Annotated in this window: 16 protein-coding genes; 3 read left to right on the top strand and 13 right to left on the bottom strand. The window is 37.7% G+C overall.

The window, feature by feature from the left end; translation table 11 throughout:
• Positions 1-35 precede the first annotated feature (35 nt).
• The 5 genes from CBF29_RS03455 to mltG form a co-directional block, all read right to left on the bottom strand.
• A complete protein-coding gene (locus CBF29_RS03455) occupies positions 36-668 on the bottom strand; it encodes a response regulator (protein WP_126807362.1) in 633 nt (210 codons plus the stop codon).
• On the bottom strand, positions 665-1,741 hold the full coding sequence (locus tag CBF29_RS03450) for a sensor histidine kinase (protein ID WP_126807359.1): 1,077 nt from the start codon (positions 1,739-1,741) through the stop codon (positions 665-667). The genes CBF29_RS03455 and CBF29_RS03450 overlap by 4 nt, the downstream gene beginning before the upstream one ends.
• Positions 1,738-2,481 (bottom strand): cell wall-active antibiotics response protein LiaF, encoded by a 744-nt coding sequence (liaF, locus tag CBF29_RS03445; protein ID WP_126807357.1) that lies wholly within the window; start codon positions 2,479-2,481, stop codon positions 1,738-1,740. Before liaF ends, CBF29_RS03450 begins: the two co-directional genes overlap by 4 nt.
• A 143-nt stretch (positions 2,482-2,624) precedes the next feature.
• Positions 2,625-3,101, bottom strand: coding sequence for a transcription elongation factor GreA (gene greA, locus CBF29_RS03440; RefSeq protein ID WP_126807355.1), 477 nt, complete (start codon positions 3,099-3,101; stop codon positions 2,625-2,627).
• Positions 3,102-3,242: 141 nt separating this feature from the next.
• The gene (gene mltG / locus CBF29_RS03435) at positions 3,243-4,850 is read right to left on the bottom strand and encodes an endolytic transglycosylase MltG (RefSeq protein WP_245987239.1); all 1,608 of its coding nucleotides are present in this window, start codon (positions 4,848-4,850) and stop codon (positions 3,243-3,245) included.
• A gap of 504 nt (positions 4,851-5,354) precedes the next feature.
• Here mltG and CBF29_RS03430 point away from each other — a divergent pair.
• Complete coding sequence (locus CBF29_RS03430) at positions 5,355-5,744, top strand: GntR family transcriptional regulator (protein WP_126807353.1); 390 nt, start codon at positions 5,355-5,357, stop codon at positions 5,742-5,744.
• Positions 5,744-7,153, top strand: a complete 1,410-nt coding sequence (locus tag CBF29_RS03425; RefSeq protein ID WP_126807351.1) for a PH domain-containing protein — start codon at positions 5,744-5,746, stop codon at positions 7,151-7,153. Before CBF29_RS03430 ends, CBF29_RS03425 begins: the two co-directional genes overlap by 1 nt.
• Before the next feature lie 62 nt (positions 7,154-7,215).
• On the opposite strand, the gene CBF29_RS03420 is transcribed toward CBF29_RS03425, so the two are convergent.
• The 8 genes from CBF29_RS03420 to CBF29_RS03385 form a co-directional block, all read right to left on the bottom strand.
• A complete protein-coding gene (locus tag CBF29_RS03420; protein ID WP_170169978.1) occupies positions 7,216-9,342 on the bottom strand; it encodes an ABC transporter permease in 2,127 nt (708 codons plus the stop codon).
• Between the two features lie 111 nt (positions 9,343-9,453).
• Positions 9,454-10,230 (bottom strand): ABC transporter ATP-binding protein, encoded by a 777-nt coding sequence (locus tag CBF29_RS03415; RefSeq protein ID WP_126807346.1) that lies wholly within the window; start codon positions 10,228-10,230, stop codon positions 9,454-9,456.
• Positions 10,231-10,322: 92 nt separating this feature from the next.
• A complete protein-coding gene (locus tag CBF29_RS03410; RefSeq protein ID WP_126807344.1) occupies positions 10,323-11,315 on the bottom strand; it encodes a sensor histidine kinase in 993 nt (330 codons plus the stop codon).
• A complete protein-coding gene (locus CBF29_RS03405; protein WP_126807342.1) occupies positions 11,308-12,003 on the bottom strand; it encodes a response regulator transcription factor in 696 nt (231 codons plus the stop codon). Before CBF29_RS03405 ends, CBF29_RS03410 begins: the two co-directional genes overlap by 8 nt.
• Positions 12,004-12,128: 125 nt before the next feature.
• On the bottom strand, positions 12,129-13,142 hold the full coding sequence (locus tag CBF29_RS03400) for a D-alanine--D-alanine ligase family protein (RefSeq protein ID WP_126807340.1): 1,014 nt from the start codon (positions 13,140-13,142) through the stop codon (positions 12,129-12,131).
• A gap of 204 nt (positions 13,143-13,346) precedes the next feature.
• Positions 13,347-13,811 carry a GNAT family N-acetyltransferase gene (locus CBF29_RS03395; RefSeq protein WP_245987238.1) on the bottom strand — a complete coding sequence of 155 codons (465 nt, stop codon included), beginning with the start codon at positions 13,809-13,811 and terminating at the stop codon, positions 13,347-13,349.
• A 196-nt stretch (positions 13,812-14,007) separates the two neighbouring features.
• Positions 14,008-14,970: a zinc-ribbon domain-containing protein gene (locus tag CBF29_RS03390; RefSeq protein WP_126807337.1), complete on the bottom strand. Its 963-nt coding sequence runs from the start codon at positions 14,968-14,970 to the stop codon at positions 14,008-14,010.
• A gap of 34 nt (positions 14,971-15,004) precedes the next feature.
• A complete protein-coding gene (locus CBF29_RS03385) occupies positions 15,005-15,946 on the bottom strand; it encodes a serine hydrolase (protein ID WP_245987237.1) in 942 nt (313 codons plus the stop codon).
• A gap of 358 nt (positions 15,947-16,304) precedes the next feature.
• Here CBF29_RS03385 and CBF29_RS03380 point away from each other — a divergent pair, with 358 nt between their 5' ends.
• A complete protein-coding gene (locus tag CBF29_RS03380; protein WP_126807334.1) occupies positions 16,305-17,249 on the top strand; it encodes a DUF975 family protein in 945 nt (314 codons plus the stop codon).
• Positions 17,250-17,277: the final 28 nt, after the last annotated feature.

Raw genomic sequence — 17,277 nt, 5'->3', positions numbered from 1 at the left:
CCTTAAAGTATCTGAACATTTAGTCTACACTATGATTAATCTACGATACCATGTTTAAAAGCATAAATCGTTGCCTGAGTTCGATCTTCTACATCTAGTTTAGAAAGAATATTAGAGACGTGTGTTTTAACTGTTTTTAACGTGATAAACAACTCATCTGCTATTTCCTGATTGCTTTTTCCTTCTGAAATAAGCAACAAAATCTCTAGCTCACGATTGGTTAAATCATCGTGAAGCACAGGTTCATTCTTCCTAGTCAATCGTTCCATCATTTTTCCGGTCACTTCAGGCTCCAAAACTGTTTCGCCCCGGAAAGTCGCCCGAATCGCATTAGCAATCTCACTTGCTGTGGAGGTTTTCAATAAATAACCGGCAGCGCCAGCTTCGATTGCCGGATAAACTTTTTCATCATCAATAAAACTAGTGACAATAATAATTCTTGCTTCAGGCCATTCTTTTAAAATAAGTTTGGTTGATTCGATGCCATCCATCTCATCCATCACCAAGTCCATCAAAATAATATCCGGTCTTAATTCCAAGGCTTTTTCATAACCGATTTTTCCGTTTTCGGCCTCTCCAATAACCTCTATGTCCTCTTGAATCGATAAGTAAGAAGACACCCCTAATCTCACCATTTCATGGTCATCTACCAATAGTACTTTTATCACTCTTCCTCATCCTCCTCAATCACTGGTACCCGGATTTCAACACTCGTTCCTTTGCCTACAAAACTAATGATTTTACATGTTCCCCCCATGCCTGTGATACGTTCATTAATATTGTTCAAACCGTAACTGCCGACTTTTTTATTTGAAGTGTCAAATCCCACCCCATCATCAATCATCCGCAGCAAAACGACTTTATCAGTCTTTTTAAGAAAAACTTCTAGAGATTTCGCTTTAGCATGGCGTAACGTGTTTGAAAGCAGCTCTTGGACAACACGAAACAAGTGGTCCTCCATCCCACTTTGCAAAGACACGTCTTCCACTTCCCAGTGCAATGCGATTTTAATTTTAGACTGCAGCTCTACCAAAAGCTGCTCGATGCCTTTTTTCAAACTTTTTCCTTCTAAGGAGATTGGTCTTAAATGCAGAAGCAACGCTCGCATCTCTGACTGTGAGGCATTGATGATATCCCCTATCATATTCATCTGTTTTTGAATAATTTCAGACTGTCCATTTTTCTTTGCGTCTTCCATCAATGCAGACATCATCATGGACGCAGCGAAGAGTTGCTGACTGACTGAATCGTGCAGTTCTCTAGCTAATCGGTGCCGTTCTTCTTGCAAAATCTGCTCTTTTGATTCCCCGTCAACCATTTGAGGCCGACTGGACAAAACTTGCAAGTCCTTAGACATACTCAGCATTTGTTCTCTTATTTTTTCTATGCCTTCATCAATGTTGCTTACGTACGGATCCCCTTCGCCGTTTCTAACAGTTTTCATGAATAGGGGACTGTCGTAGTGATTTCTGGCTAACAAGCTGATTTTTTCTTCCAGTCGTCCATATTGCGAACGATGAAAAAAATACACGACGATATAAACCATAGTACTAACTACAAGCGCAATCAAAATAAGGTAAACAATCAAAGGGATGTAAGTAATCTTTGTGCGAAATAATTCTTTCAGCCATTCCCGTTTCCCTTGAGAATAAAAATAAGTATACAATGTTAACACTAAAACAATAAAACTAAAGATAAACGTGTATAAAAAAATCAAAGGTCTGTTCTGCTTAGACATCATATACGAATCACCTCTAGGTCACCGAAAAGTGTGTTCGTCACGATTTTTAATTTTCTTGCATTGTGGTCATAATCTTCGCTAAAAACTTTGAGAGATTCATTTTTCAATTTGAAAAAATCATCCTCAAAAATAACGTTCCCGTTTAAGGTCGAATGTTCGAGCATCAAACCAACACCTAAGGGTACTAAGATACGAGTCCTGCCGAATCCCTTACGGATGATGATGACATTGTTTTCTTTAGGCAACAATGTATTTCCCAAATCAATGATGGTGTCTCCGGAAAAAATCGTAAAATTAATATCGTCCCACTCATAGACATTGGTTCCGATCCGCTGATTGCCGATCCAAGGACGTTTAAAACGGCGACCATTTTTAGACTCCGTTTCTGTCGTCTGAATCATCATCATTTGCTTTTTACGCCAAGGGGCATTTTCAAATTGATCCATCATATTGACGCCTGTTGCTTCAACTCCTTTTAATCCGAAGTAAAGCACGCCGATGATCACCATGATCCAAACAGTGGCACCGCTCGTCAGCAAACTTAAAATCGCCACGACGATTCCTAAAACCAATTGAAATTGGTTAAAAGAAGTTCTCGGACTCTTTTTTAATGCATAAATTAAATTCAGTCCGCCAAATATTAAAAAAATTAACGCCGGTGTATTATGAATGATTTGATACACAGCTAAAACTAACAATAAACACTCGATTGTTAGAAAAATTCTCCATGAGCTTTTCATCTTTCTCGCTCCTATTCCATTGTTCTTCATTCATTATACTAAGACCGCCTGAATTTGGGGAGTCCTTTTAGTATGAAATATTACTAGGACTAAAGTCGTAGAAAACTACATTTGAAAAAAAGCTGTGCGTCATTTCGCACAGCTTATTGTGACACTCCTATAATTCTCACTGCCATATCGCCGCCAGGTGTTGCCACACTGACCTCATCGTTGACTTTTCTGCCAATCAGCGCTTTGGCAATAGGTGAATCGTTAGAGATTTTACCAGCCAGAGGGTCTGCTTCTGCACTGCCGACAATCGTATACTCTTCTTCATCGCCATCAGGCAATTCAATAAAAGTCACCGTGCGCCCAAGAGATACTTCGTCAGCTGCTTTTCCGTCATTGTCGATGATTTGAGCAAAGCGAATCATATTTTCCAAAGTCGTGATACGCCCCTCAACAAAAGCTTGTTCATCTTTTGCTGATTCGTACTCCGAGTTTTCAGATAAATCACCAAAACTTCGAGCAATTTTGATACGCTCAACAATTTCTTTACGCTTTACCGTTTTTAATTCTTCTAATTCTAATTCCAACTTTTTTTTACCTTCAAGAGTCATTGGATAAACTTTCTCTGCCATGAATAAAGCTCCTTTAGTAGTTTACTTTAATTAAATGAAAAGAAGGGCTTTCCCGACTAAAATCAGAAAAGCACTCCTATTTACGCCCTAAAGATTACCACGTGTTCAACAATTTGTAAATAGAAAACTGCATTAAACACATCATTCTTCTATTTGATTATCAATATGTTCCTCTTTTAATATCAAGTGTTCCTCATATGTCTCTGCAAAATAAACTTTATGTGTTTCGATGTTTGCCAAGAAATAATAATAAGTATTAGGTTCCGGATTCAGCACTGCGTCTATCGCTTCGATTCCGGGATTATTGAACGGTCCAGGACCAAACCCTTTGTTGATATACAAGTTATAGGGGGAATCGATTTCTGTATCCTTGTTCGATAAGTGAACTTTATGTTTTTCCATCGCATATAACACTGAAATATCAGACTGCAAAGGCATGTCGGCTTTGATACGATTTAAAAAGACTTGAGCGATATTGCGCCGGTCTTCTTTTTCCACACCTTCTTTTTCCACTAATGAAGCCAATGTCAATACTTGCTGTGTAGTCATTCCAGACTGATCTAGGGATTCTTGACGAGCTGCTAACTCCGAATTAGTTTTGTCCACCATTTCTCTGATCATATCTTTGATAGACTTTTCTTTATAATAATTATAAGTCGCAGGAAATAGGTATCCCTCCAAGCGATAGCGGACATCTTGTGCTTTCTTGGCACTTTCTAATAATTTTCCGTAGTCTTGATACAATTCTTCAAAAAATGATTCATCCTTCAGAACATCCAAAAATTCTTCTTTCTTGATTTTTGTCTTGTCTGCGAACAACTCCGCAATCTGATCTGCACTGTAGCCTTCTGGGATACTGACTCGTGCGTCTGCTAACGCCTCAGGTTCCTTTGTTCCTCCCTGTTGCAGCAGCACTGCTATCTCATCTAACGTCATATTAGGAGACATTTGATAATAACCTGCTTTAAAATCGGTGATGTTTTCTGTTTTCATATAGTAGGTAAATACCATACCGCTTTTGATGACTTTTTCTTCTTCCAGAATACTGCCGATACTTTTATTACTGGAACCGATCGGTATGTTTACCTGAACTAGTTGATCATCTTTGGGATTCAGCGGTTTTAAGCCCGCCTGCCAGTAACGATAAAATGATATGCCCACTATCGCCACAGTCACTACTAAAGCGGTGATAACCGCTAAAACTATTTTCCCTACTAATTTATTTTCTTTTTTGCGCTCACTGCGTCGTCTCATTTTTTCCAACTCTTTCTCACTAACTTTTCCATTGATTTTTGAGTAATTTTTATCTTCATGCTGATGATTAATGCGGCTCTCAGTTACTTCCTCACCAACAAATGCCGCTCGCGTTTCTCTGTTGTCGCTCGACTCATGCTTTTCCCCGTCTGTTTTTTGAGATGGTTTTAAAGAAGGAGCAACTTGATTAGATTTTTCTTCATCTCTAGAATTCGTCACGCGACTTTTATCTGATTTATGGGACTTGACTGCTGAGTCATTTTTCTGTGTTGGCTCCGAAATTCGTCGTTGTTGAACTTCAGAAGATTCGGTAGAGTGACCATTCGTGCTCGTATTATCAGCTTCAGCAGAACTAGCCGGCTGGTCTTGATACTTCAAAGAAGCAAACACCTTCTCACGTAAACTTGTGCCAGGCTTAGTCTCCGAATGTTGATTGTTTGCTTGAACTTCCTCTTGATTCTGCGGGTCACGAGATGATTTATCTAGATCAGACAAAACACAACCTCCTTATTCAACAACCTTACAATTCAATAACTCCCATCATTATACACGAAAACAAGAAAAACGAAAATAATTTCATTAATAATTCATCGTTTTTAAATACAATAAAATAATTGCTGTCCTCCTATTACAGCCCTTGTTGTAACGTTTTCTCTTTTGACAGCTGAACATATACAAAAAAACTGCATCAACAGATAAATATTTTTTATAAATTTCTTAACAAATGACCTTGATAATCTGTTTCAAGATACGTTAACGACGCTTATGCTAAGGCTTAATTTAGTCAAAAAAAATACTGCCAATTCAAATCATTGGAACATATTATAGCATGGCAATCTGAGGCTATAACAGCATTCTTTTAATCAAACTCTTTGAAAATTTTAAAACTCTGCTTCTAAATTACTTCATTGGGAAAAATCATCTCTAAACGTTTCAATTGATTTTTCACTCACTTTGTAATACACTAACTAATACAAACGATACATTAAGGAGAAGCTCATGCTATTAGAACTGAAAATGACTAGCGACATCCCCATCTACCAGCAAATTTACGAACAGATTGTCATTGGCATCGCTAAAGGGCAATTGCAAATGGGAGAACCTCTGCCAACAGTCCGCCAACTGGCAGAAGATATTGGCATCAATGTGATGACCGTTTCCAAAGCCTACAATCTTTTAAAAAATGACGGATATATCGAAACGGACCGGCGTTTGGGTTCTCGTGTGGTTGACAAAGTTATCAGCAGACCAAATTTTCAAGAAATATATCAAAAAGAATTAGAATTATTACTGGCAACCGGGGTTGTCAATGGGTTAACTAAAGAACAATTTACAGCGATGACACAAAAAATCATAGCTGATTTTAAAGAACAAGGAGCAGACAACTAATGAACTGGCTATTTTATCTCATCTTAATCGCTGTACTGATTATCATCGGTTTTTCCTATACGTTGTATAGTAAACCCAAAAAAAATGTGTTGCTTGAAACTACCTTAAAAGATGAATATCTTGAAAACAAAAACGTTAAAAACATCGTACATTCTTATCGAAAAAATCTCTTGTACAGCATCATTATATTATCCCTGCTTGGTCTGACCATTCTTATTTCTGATTATGACTCCATTCAGCTGATAATTTTCTTTAGTCTGATGGTGCTTGCGTTTGTTCTGATTCACGGTACGCTTATTCTGCATATAAAAAAAATGCAGGAATTAAAGCAAAAAAATCAGTGGTACACACAAGAAAATAATGACACTATTCTGCGAGTAGACACGAAACTTTCTATTGAGCGACAAAAAGGGATTCTTTCATTCTATTGGCTGCTTCTTCCCCTTGGATTGCAGCTGGGAGGCACCTTGGGACTTTTGTTTTTAAATCCTGAGTCAAGTCTTGTCTTCATCAACTTTTTATTATTGGCCGTTTCTGTGCTGACAAGTTTTTTATATTTTACAGTTTATAAACTGCCAGTCACCGTTTACAGCAAAGAAGAAAAAATCAATCAGTTTATTAATCGAAACAAAAAAAGAACGTGGTCGTTATTGATCATTTTGATTCAGTGGTTTATCGCCATTCTTGCCATCGCATTTATCGGAATTTATATGGGGTTGGGGTTTGGCAGCAGCTTTGCCTTTTCTAGCGGATTATTCATAATCCTAATGATAGTATTGATGTTTGCTTTTCCTGCTTCTGTCATCATACTTATGCTTCGTTCTAATAAACGTGAGGAACTGGCACTCCATCAAGGAGAAAAATATCTCTATGATGGGGCAGATTATTATTGGCGGTATGGATTTTACTGTAATCCAGATGATCCAAAATTTTGGGTCCCTAATAGAATCGGAACTAACATTGACATGAATTTAGGTCATCGCAGTACAAAACTTATTGGTATAATCACCGGTATAGCCGTCTTTGCACTGTTGATTGGTGTGACCATCCCTCTTTTCAAGGCAGATTTTTCCAATAATGCTTTTGAATTTCAAGTCAGCAAGGACCACATTGTTTTACGTGCTCCTTTTGCAAAAGATAAGAACATTCCTTTTTCAGATGTTGAAGAAGTTACCTTACTTGAAGAAACGCCTAGAGCAATGAGAATCAAAGGTGCGGGGACTGCCAACTATGCTACGGGGGTTTTCAGACTTACCGACACAGGAGAAGATGCTAATTTCTATCTGTTCTTGTCATCTGATAAATCTGTGCGGATAAAAACCGCAGAGGGTTTGTATTTTGCTTCCAATAAAACGGCAGCAGAAACTACAGAAACATATCGACAAATTCAAGAAAACTTCCAGCCGTAAAAAAACAGGAATCGGGGTAATTTACTCCGGTTCCTGTTTTTATCAAAGTTGAAAATGAAAGGTCAGCTTATATATTCTGCATAGTGATCTAAATGCTTCAAGTAATTTCCGCGGAGAATGATGAAGAAAACCGATTGGAAAACAAGATATATTTTTGCAATTCTAAAGAAATACACCATCGTAGACGTATCTAGATAAATGCTCAAACAGTACATTGCCACCCAAAAATTTAATAAAGCTATCAGCAACGGCAAAAAAAACATGATTAGCATTTCTTCCGTCACAATTCTATGACGCTCTTTGAGGGTAGTGCCTGAAATATGCAGCGCCCTATGCAACTCCCCGTCTCTGTCCAATTCTCCAAAGAGTCTGAAATAAACAATACATGAAGCAAATGAGAAAAACACTGAACCCAACAGGAAGCTCACCAAAATTATCAAACCGTTGGACTGATTATTCTCCACCCAACTGTCAAACAAGGAGTAAAAGAAGATGAAGTCTTCTGGATATAATAAGTCCACTGTTGCCTTTTCTTCCTCGCTTAACCCGTCATAATCTCCTCCCAGTTCCTCCAGCTTTTTTTCATACTCACTGAACTGCTCTTTGTCTATGCGGTTAAAATACTGGGAGATTTTATGGTTTAATTTTTTATCTTTGTTCCATTCATTGAAATGAATGACTACACTATGCTCGCGATAGTCTGCGTCTTCTGGTTCTTTTGTCGTGAGTTGGTTATATAACTCATCACTGACCAGCAGTAATGGATTGACGTAAAATCGAATATTATACCCTTGAGGAACAGAAACAACTTCCATTTTTCTCTTGAAACTGTCTCCCCCATGACCGAAAAACTCCAATTCCTGATAATGGATATTTTTCTTTTTATCTCGTCCGCTGACCACTTGTTTTTGAGAATTAGTGTTAGACACGTACAGTGCTTGTTGGTCATTCTTGAGTTTAAGTTTTCGCTCTCCTTTAAACTCAGCCATTTCATTGTATTTTGATAACGGAAAGACCAAGTAGTTGTCCGCCCATTTGGACATAGACTTTTTTTGGATGATGATAGCAAACACAGGATTTGATAAATCTTGTACCAAATAATCATAACCAAATGCTTCAATAGATGTGGTAATAAATTGGATGTTTTTTCTGTCTTCTTTTTCCATCTTGTCTAAATCATCATACGCAATGGAGTTGTAAGAATAGGCAAAAGAACTGTCTTGACTGGCAACATAGTTTGAGCCGCCGATTGACATGGTATAACCCATGCCGATAAATGCCGCTGAAGCAACGATTGCGATAATAAAAAACATGACTGAGTTTTTTTTCATCCGATAAGTCAAATTACTGAGCAGCAGCATGCGAGGCCCTCTCAGGAAAATCTTACTTCGTTTTAATCGCAAAATCACCTGAGGAGCAGATTGCGTGAAAAACAAAAACGTCCCCCAAAAACAACATACGACCCCAGCGTATAGCAAGTAATTGTTGGCTTCCCAGTCCCACCTGAAATCTTTGACAAAACTCCAGATTAAAAAATAAGCTGCCAGCAAACTTAAAACACCTAAAGCAGACAACCACCACTTCACCCTAGGAGTGTCATCCCCCTTGATTCCTTCTCTTAACAACTCCGTGATGATTCGGATCCGTAAAGAAAAAACAGTAAACAAAGAAATAAGTAGAAAAATCATACCATAAGAAGCAAACGTCAAAAGAAGTGCTTCTTTGGGAAAATAAAAAGGCAAACCTTTTTCAATCATAAATAGATTTTGGGCAATCAATAGGCAAAATTTGGAAAATAATAAGCCCAGGAGAGAACCTGTCACAATCGATGATAAGCCAAGAAGCATATTTTCAAAAAAAACCATTAATCGAACTTGTCTCCCAGACATTCCTAAAGACAAAAAAATCGACAGCTCCTTTTTCCGTCCTTTTAAAAAAACACTAAAGCTGTACAACAGAAATATCGAAGACATCAAGACGACCATTGCTTGAGAAATATCGAAACCAATCGTAGACAGACTAGAGATATTCGTATAAGTTCCTTTGAATCCATCTTTTAATGCAGGATGATGAGCAATCATGGAAAAAATAAAAAAAAGAGTCACCGAAAACGTACTGCTAAAAAAGTAGGAACGATAGGCTCTGCCGTTTTTCGTAATATTTTTGAAAATCAATTGTTTAAAGCTCATCATCATCCCTCCTCTACCTGACTATTTACTCATAAAAAAATAATTCAATCAAAAAGCTGGCACGTCACCGGCTACGTCAGCTAAAAACAAAAAGCCAGTTGCCAGTTGCTTTTACTGAAATACGGGTGGTGCTTGAAACTCGTGGTTGACGCCCCCCAAGTGAGCTAATACATCCATAATACTCTGGAAAAAAATCTTGCGGCTTTCCCCGCAATATATCTCGTTATATAATTGACCATCTTTGATAAAAATCACCCGGTGAGAATAACTTGCAGAAACAGCATCATGAGTCACCATTAAAGTTGTGACCTCTTTTTCACGATTCATCTGTGCCAGCAATTTCATGACATTGCCCGCTGCTTGAGAGTCCAAATTGCCTGTAGGTTCATCTGCAAGAATCAAACTGGGTTCATGGATTAAAGCTCTGGCAATGGCTACACGCTGGGCTTCTCCCCCAGATATTTCATAAATCCGCTTATCAGCAAGAGGCGTGATAGCAACGGCTTCCATAAGTGCCTCCGCCTTTTCTTTCATCTCCGCCACCGGCACCTTGTCTAAGGTCAAAGGCAACATGATATTTTCTCTGACAGACAATGTTTTTAATAAATTAGCCTCTTGAAAAACAAAACCTAATTCCCTTCTGCGGAATTTAGCCATCTCATCTTTTTTTAACTGATGAGGTTCTTTCTGATTTAAAAAGATAGAACCGTTGGTCGGTCGGTCCAGTGTGGCAATCAGATTTAGTAAAGTGGTTTTTCCGCTTCCAGACGGTCCCATGATACTGACAAATTCACCCTTGGGAACTTTTAAATTCACCCGGCGGATGGCTTCATAAGGGACCACGCCAGAATAAGTTTTGGTTACATTTTTCAATTCTAAATAAACCATGCTCTTTCCTCCTTTAAGCCACAGCCTTCACTTGTTCTTTTTATTCTAGCTAACGATGATGCCTTTAGCCATTGAATAGAGTGACAGTTGCCTTACATTTCTGTCATAAAGTTGCTAAACATCAGTCTTACTGTTGTTCCTTTACCAACATCAGACTCAATTTCAATTTGATGATCTAACTGCTCAAATATTTCTCTCACAAGGTATAATCCCATACCAGTAGCTTCTTGATGAATTCTGCCTTGACTGCCAGTAAAGAAGGGATCAAAAACCCGAGGTAAATCTTCCGGGGCAATACCGGCACCATAATCACGAATAACCAGCTGCAGATTATCCCCTTTTTTGATGACATCAAATTCAATACTGGTACCCTTCCCAGAAGAATATTTGATACTATTGCTGACAATCTGGTAAAGACTAAACTGCAGCCACTTCTTATCAGTCTCTACAAAATACTCCTGATGGAACAACACTTTAGGATAGACCCGGTGACGAATAAAATTACGCTTTTGTTCTTGAATTACCTCATGAACGATGTGATTCAAAGATGACTTTTCTATGACAAAATCTGTCTCAAAGGACTCGATTCTTGCCATGTTTAATGCCATACGCAAGCCGTCGTTGATTTTTTCTGTCTCCTCCAGCAGATTTTGCTTGTCAAGTTCGCCTGACTGTATCATCAAATCAATCACTGCTAAGGGCGTTTTCATTTGATGTACCCACAAATGGATAAACTTCAAATGCTCTTCTCTGGAATCGCGAATCTTGACCATCTCATCGTAAGACATTTTTTGTTGGGTCAACAACAGTTCATTGACTTGTTTAGAAAAGAAACTAATGTCTTTTCTTGACGTATCAAACAAAAGCTTTTGATCCTTATCACCAAGCATCTTGTAAAGCTGGTGATGGGAAAAAAAATAAACAATCAGATAAATCAAAAGTAAGGTTACCGATAAAAGTGCGCCATATAAAAGGACTTGCCAATTGCGGTAACCATCCAGCCAGAAAATACCGCCTAATAAACTGACCGAAAGGATATATAAACAAATATAGGGCAGCTGATGACGAAGAAAAACTTTAATCATGAAGGTCACCTAAAACTAATTTGTAACCCTTGCCGCGAATCGTCAAAATACTGTCCGGCAATCCAACGTCCTGAAATTTTTTTCTCAGGCGCGTAATATTAACGGACAACGTATTGTCATCAACAAAATCTTGCGTATCCCACAATTTTTCTAAAATTGCCTCCCGACTAACAACTTCCGGATAAGTCACTAATAATAATTCGACTAATTCCCCTTCTTTTTTGGTCACAAATTCTACAGACTCGCCATAATGAATTTCCAAACGTTCAGGATAATAGCGCAGTCCATTTTTTTCATAGACTCGCTCTTCATTACCGATAGCATACTCCCCATACACCCGTCGTATATGACTCTTGACTTTTGCAAGGAGCAAATCGTAGGAAAAAGGTTTGGTGATATAGTCATCTGCACCATAATCTAAGGCAACGACTTGGTCCATACTGCTTTCTCTTGCAGACAGAAAAATAATCGGACATTTGGAAATTTGCCGAATCTTCTTGGTCCAATAAAACCCATCGTAAAAAGGAAGATTAACATCCATCAAGACTAAGTCTGGAATTTCCTTTTCAAAAAATGTCATTACTTCCTTTAGATCAGGGGGCAACACCAGAGTATAGCCATATTTTTTTAGATGTTCACTCACTAGCCATGCTATTTTTTTGTCATCCTCAACTAGCATGATTTTCATTTTAATCCCTCCAGATAAATGATTGCTGTCACAAACTATAACTATGCCAATTTTTTTGTAAAACTACGGCCAATCCACAGTTTACATGATAGTCTTTACTTCTTTTTTTTTCAGCCATTTTAACCCTATTTTTTTAAAGCTAAGTGAACGATTTTTTCACACAAATCTTCATAGGATATACCCGCTGCTAAAGCTTCCTGGGGTAATAAGCTAGTTGGCGTCATTCCCGGCAGCGTATTGGCTTCTATACAAAATATAGCACCTGCTTGATCCATCATAAAGTCAATTCGAGCATAAGTGCCTAGTCTCAACACTTGATGTACTTTTAATGCCAGTCTCTGCATCTCCAATGTTTTTTCTTTTGACAAGTCTGCCGGACAACTTTCTTCTACTGCCCCTTCTTGATATTTATTTGCATAATCATAAAAGCCCGTTTTAGGCTGTATTTCAATAATAGGCAATACCTCTCCATCTAAAATCCCCACTGAAAATTCTCGCCCTGTGATCGTTTCTTCAATCAGTGGCTCACTATCGTAGTTTTTTGCCTCCGCCAATGCTGAGAAAAACTCCTGTTCCGTCTGAACGATTTTAACACCAATACTTGACCCGCTGTTATTCGGTTTAATGACGCAAGGAAAAGATATTTGTTCCTTTCCATCGGTCGAAAAACTTGCAGGTGTAGGAATTTGATGTTGTAAAAAAAGTTCCTTGGAAAGTTTTTTATCCATTGCCAAAGCACTGCCTAAAAATCCAGTCCCTGTATATGAGATATTAAAAATGTCCAGTAAGGCTTGAAGCTGACCATTTTCACCCATTCCGCCATGGAGCGCTGGAAAGACCACATCCGCCGTCTGACAGAGAGCTAAAACATTGGGACCGATTAATTCTTCCTGATTATTTTGTTCGGCTTTTATTTTCTCAAGATCTGGTGCTTGAATCGGTACTTGATAAGAATAAGCCTTTTGTTCGTACCGTTTAAAACCTTCTTCAAAATTGGCGATATTCTTTAATCCTACATATGGATCAACCAGCAACACACGATGATTTTTTTTGATCAAAGCGTTGGCAATCATGCTTCCTGAAGAAAGAGAGACGTCACGTTCATCGCTGTACCCGCCAGCCAAAACTACAATATTCATCAAAAAACTCCCTTAACAATTTTTTCATCATAGATATCATGCTTCAGTATAGCAAATTTTCTGCTCTCTATTTTAAAAGAAAAGCTATTTTAAACAAATTTAGAAAACAAGCATACTACCTTTGCCCATTAAAATTCCCCACTGCCTAGCTAACCTGTTAGAAAACAAATATAATGATTTTTATTTTTGTCAGAACATGGCACATCAGAGGTTTTGACTCAATCGAACCATATCCTTCAACACCAAACCATTTTCGATAATCTCTTGATCATATTGCTTTACAAAAAAATTCCTGTCGATAGACTCCATTCTAAAACCGTTCTTTTGATACATATATAATTGTTGAAAGCTGGTGCTTCCTGTCCCAATTTCAATTGTTTTATAACCTTTTTCTTTTGCTAGTGTCAATGCCTTTTGAAGTAAATTTGTTCCAATCCCCTTCTGACGAAATTCTTGAGATACGCTCAGGTTAACTATTTCTATTATTTTTGCTCCTTTAGGTATTAATACCATTATCCCCGCAAGTTTTTGCTTTATTTTGGCAGCATAGATATTTCCTTGTTTTAAATAACTTTCAACTTTTTCCCTTGAAGGGTCTGCTTCTAGCAACAACCGATAGTGTTCGTCATTGATGTCTTTGTAACGTATCTCTTCGACTATATAATCCACTTTGCACCTCCGTGATAAAAAAGATGATTTTTATTCATTTTATCAGTATTCGTCCTAAAATTACAGTCGATTTTAACAGATGCAGCAGCACCTTCAAACAAGTTATTTATATTGAACGTCAGAATTGTGTTGTAAAAAAAATGACAAATTCTCTCTTTAGAGAACTTGTCATTTTCATCATTCAATAGTTTAATAATTAATATGATATCCAGACTTCATTGACACCGGCATTTTTAGACAAACCATCTGTCAATGCCAGACGTGAAGAATAGGAAAGATAGCCGTAAAATACTTGACTGCCCCCAACATCCCATTGGACAGTGATTGCCACATCTGGTCGAATCATCTTGGTTGCCGGCATGTCCATCGGATAAGATTCGTTGGTCTCATAACTCAAAATACTCCCGCCCGAACTTGCGATTGTAGCCTTGCCAAAATATTGCGTCCCATCATAATTATTTTGAGTGACGCCGCCATTGGCTGAGATAGTTAGTGAACTTTGTTTTTGACCGCCCTGAGAATAATAAAATAAAAATGTGTTCGCCCATTTAGCAAAATCTCCCGTAAATCCACTCGCAGTGGCACTTTGAGCAGCTTGCTTCTTCGCCTCTTCCGACTGCTTGCCTTTTTCTTCCTGTATCCCATCATTGTTTTGCTTAGTCAATTCTTCCACTGCCTCACGAATCGAGCTAAATTCCTCTTTCGATAGTTCGCTGACTGGAATCGAAGCAAGTTTTAGCGAAGATTCTTTGTAATTACCGTTGATTGTCAAAACCTTTGCTTCCTGAATAATAGCATCATATTTATTCGCTTCTTCCGCTTCTTCCGCTTCTTCCTCTTTTTCCGAAGTTGTTGAAGTAGGCGTTGTTTGAACAACAGGTTCAGGCTTTTCTTTTCGTGAAGTAGCAAAATAAATTCCTGTTCCGACAATTATTCCTAAGGCAAGAACTGCTGCAAATATGATTATAATTTTATTTCGACCAGTTGGTTTTTGGTCCCCCTTATAGACTGGAACCGGATCACTGCCCACTGATCGAAGTTCTTGTTCCAACTCTACTTTATCAATACCCTCATCTTCTGAAATAAAATGATGCCCGCATTGTTCGCAGAACATCGCATCTCCTTGATTAGAAGCTCCACAGTTTGGACAATATTTCATTTAACTCTCCTCATTTCTCTCTGGTTCCTTTATTTTATTCCCTTAAAGCATTCAAAGCAAAATTTCCAATAGCGTCCCGCATCCCTTCACTGCTGGACACGTTGTTTGACAGAACAACAATCGCAAAAGGATCTGGTACGGATAAAACGAGACCAATATCATTTTCTACTGCAGGAAGTTCCCCGGTTTTATTAGCTACTACAATGTTTGCTGGCAGTTTGCGCGGGATTTTCGTTCGTATTTGTTGTCCTGCCATGACTTCCAACATTAGTGAATAAGGAGCGCTATCTTTGTTTTGATATATTTTCTTGAGAAAGGACATCGTATCATTCAAGGACGTATAATTTTCTTTCCCTAAGCTCCTTGCCTGTTCATCTAACATTTTTCTCTGTATTTGCGTATCAAAATAACCTGATTCTTCAAAATACTGATTCAGCACATCCATCCCAAGATAATCAATGATTGTGTTAGTCGCATGGTTATCACTGCTTTGAATCATCCGCTGTGTTAAACTGCTTAAAGATTCTCCTGCAGAAGTAACTTGCAAACCGATACCTTTTTCATAAATATAGCTCATGATAAACACTTTGATGACACTGGCTGAAACCATGGGGGCATTATTGTTATTAGATATGTAAGTGTCATTATTAAAATAATACACACCATAGCTGACTTGAGCAGCATTTGCCAGCAAACCAGAATCATCTAAAACTTCTTTCTCTGTGTCGTCGGAAGTTTCTATCACTAATTGTTCGGTAGTATTCGTCGTTGCCACTGTCTCATCCTTTGTTTCAATAGTTTGACTTGAAATCTTTATGTCGGATGATTCAAGAACTGCAGTCTCGTTCTTTTTTTCTTGATTAAAAAAACTCATGGCAAAAAAAGTAAGACAGGCAACTAACACAAAAGTGACCGCAAGAAAAAATGCACTTTTTTGTCTTTTCTTCTGCCTTTGTTTTCTATTTTCTCTTCTCAAATTATCTTCCTTTAAAAAGTTATTGACTAATGAAATTATATCAATAATACTTGTTATATACAAATCGTCTATAAAATATAATTTACAGAAGGTTAAAATTACATTTTTGTCGATTTACTCAAAAAAGGATGTGTTCAAAAAAGGAGAGTACACATTGATTACGGAGTTTTCAAGGGTATCAATTTTCTTAAATCAAACCAAGTAACTGAGTGAAGCATTCGCATCTAGTGGAATTAAATCTTCTCAGTAAGCCGGCATGGTACTGAAGCTGGTTTGTATAATTCTAAATGGCACCACGGGCACAAACTATGGCTTTACATTTCTAGTATTTGAAAAAAAGATAGATAGGGTGAAAAAAATGAAATATTGTCCAAATTGCGGTACAGAATTACGAGCAGAAGCAAAGTTTTGCTCTAAATGCGGATACAACGTAGAACAAAACATTTCTGATAATGGTGAGTCTTTCAACGAGCGATTCGCTATCAAAATCAATCAAATGAAGGCAGATGATGATTTTGAACTTATACTCGAGGAGTCGGAAGGCCTCAATATTACGCGGGCAGAGTTAAAAACTCAGGCACAAGAAAAATTATCTGGCAGATACGGCGAATGGTTAAAAACAATTATTTGGTTCACTGTTGCGTCGTTAGTAGTGCATTTTGTTTTCCGAAAAGCTATCTCCAATTTTTTTATCAACGGACTATTATACAGTTTCAGAAATATTATTTACGGCTATTTAGGTAATTACGGCTACTATGGCTACGGCGACCCTTATTCGGTAGTGCCACGATTTTTTTGGTTTTTAGTGATGATTTTGGCTTTAGCTGCACTGTTTTTGATTTCCTCCCTCTTTAAGGCTGTGCTCCAGTGGTCCGCAATACACACACTTAGAGGGCAACGAGTAGATGGTCTTAAAATTTTCTCTTATTTTATCAAAGCTCAAAAAAATCGAGTATTAAAAGCAAATGTGTTGATTGCCATTTACACTTTCTTATGGTCCTTACTTTTCGTTATTCCCGGTATTGTAAAAGGGGCAGCGTATGCTATGACTAATTATTTACTTGAAAAAAATCCTGACCTAAGTGCTTCAGAAGCTATTCAGCTTAGTCGGCAAATCATGCACGGTTATAAACTTGAACTTTTGATTCTGCGATTTTCATTCTTTTTTTGGAATATTTTTTCGATCTTTCAGTTTGCTAAATTTTATGTTTTGCCTTATCAAAATGTGACTGAAATTCAATTTTTAGAGACACTCTATAACCACTACGTACAGCAAAATAATAAGGAACAAGAAAGTCTCTAAAAAACTCAAAAAAGTAATGTTTTATGAT

It is taken from the genome of Vagococcus elongatus, from assembly GCF_003987645.1.
GTDB lineage: Bacteria > Bacillota > Bacilli > Lactobacillales > Vagococcaceae > Vagococcus_A > Vagococcus_A elongatus.
The sequence above is the reverse complement of the archived record's forward strand: the minus strand, read 5'-3'. Positions and strand labels throughout refer to the sequence as shown.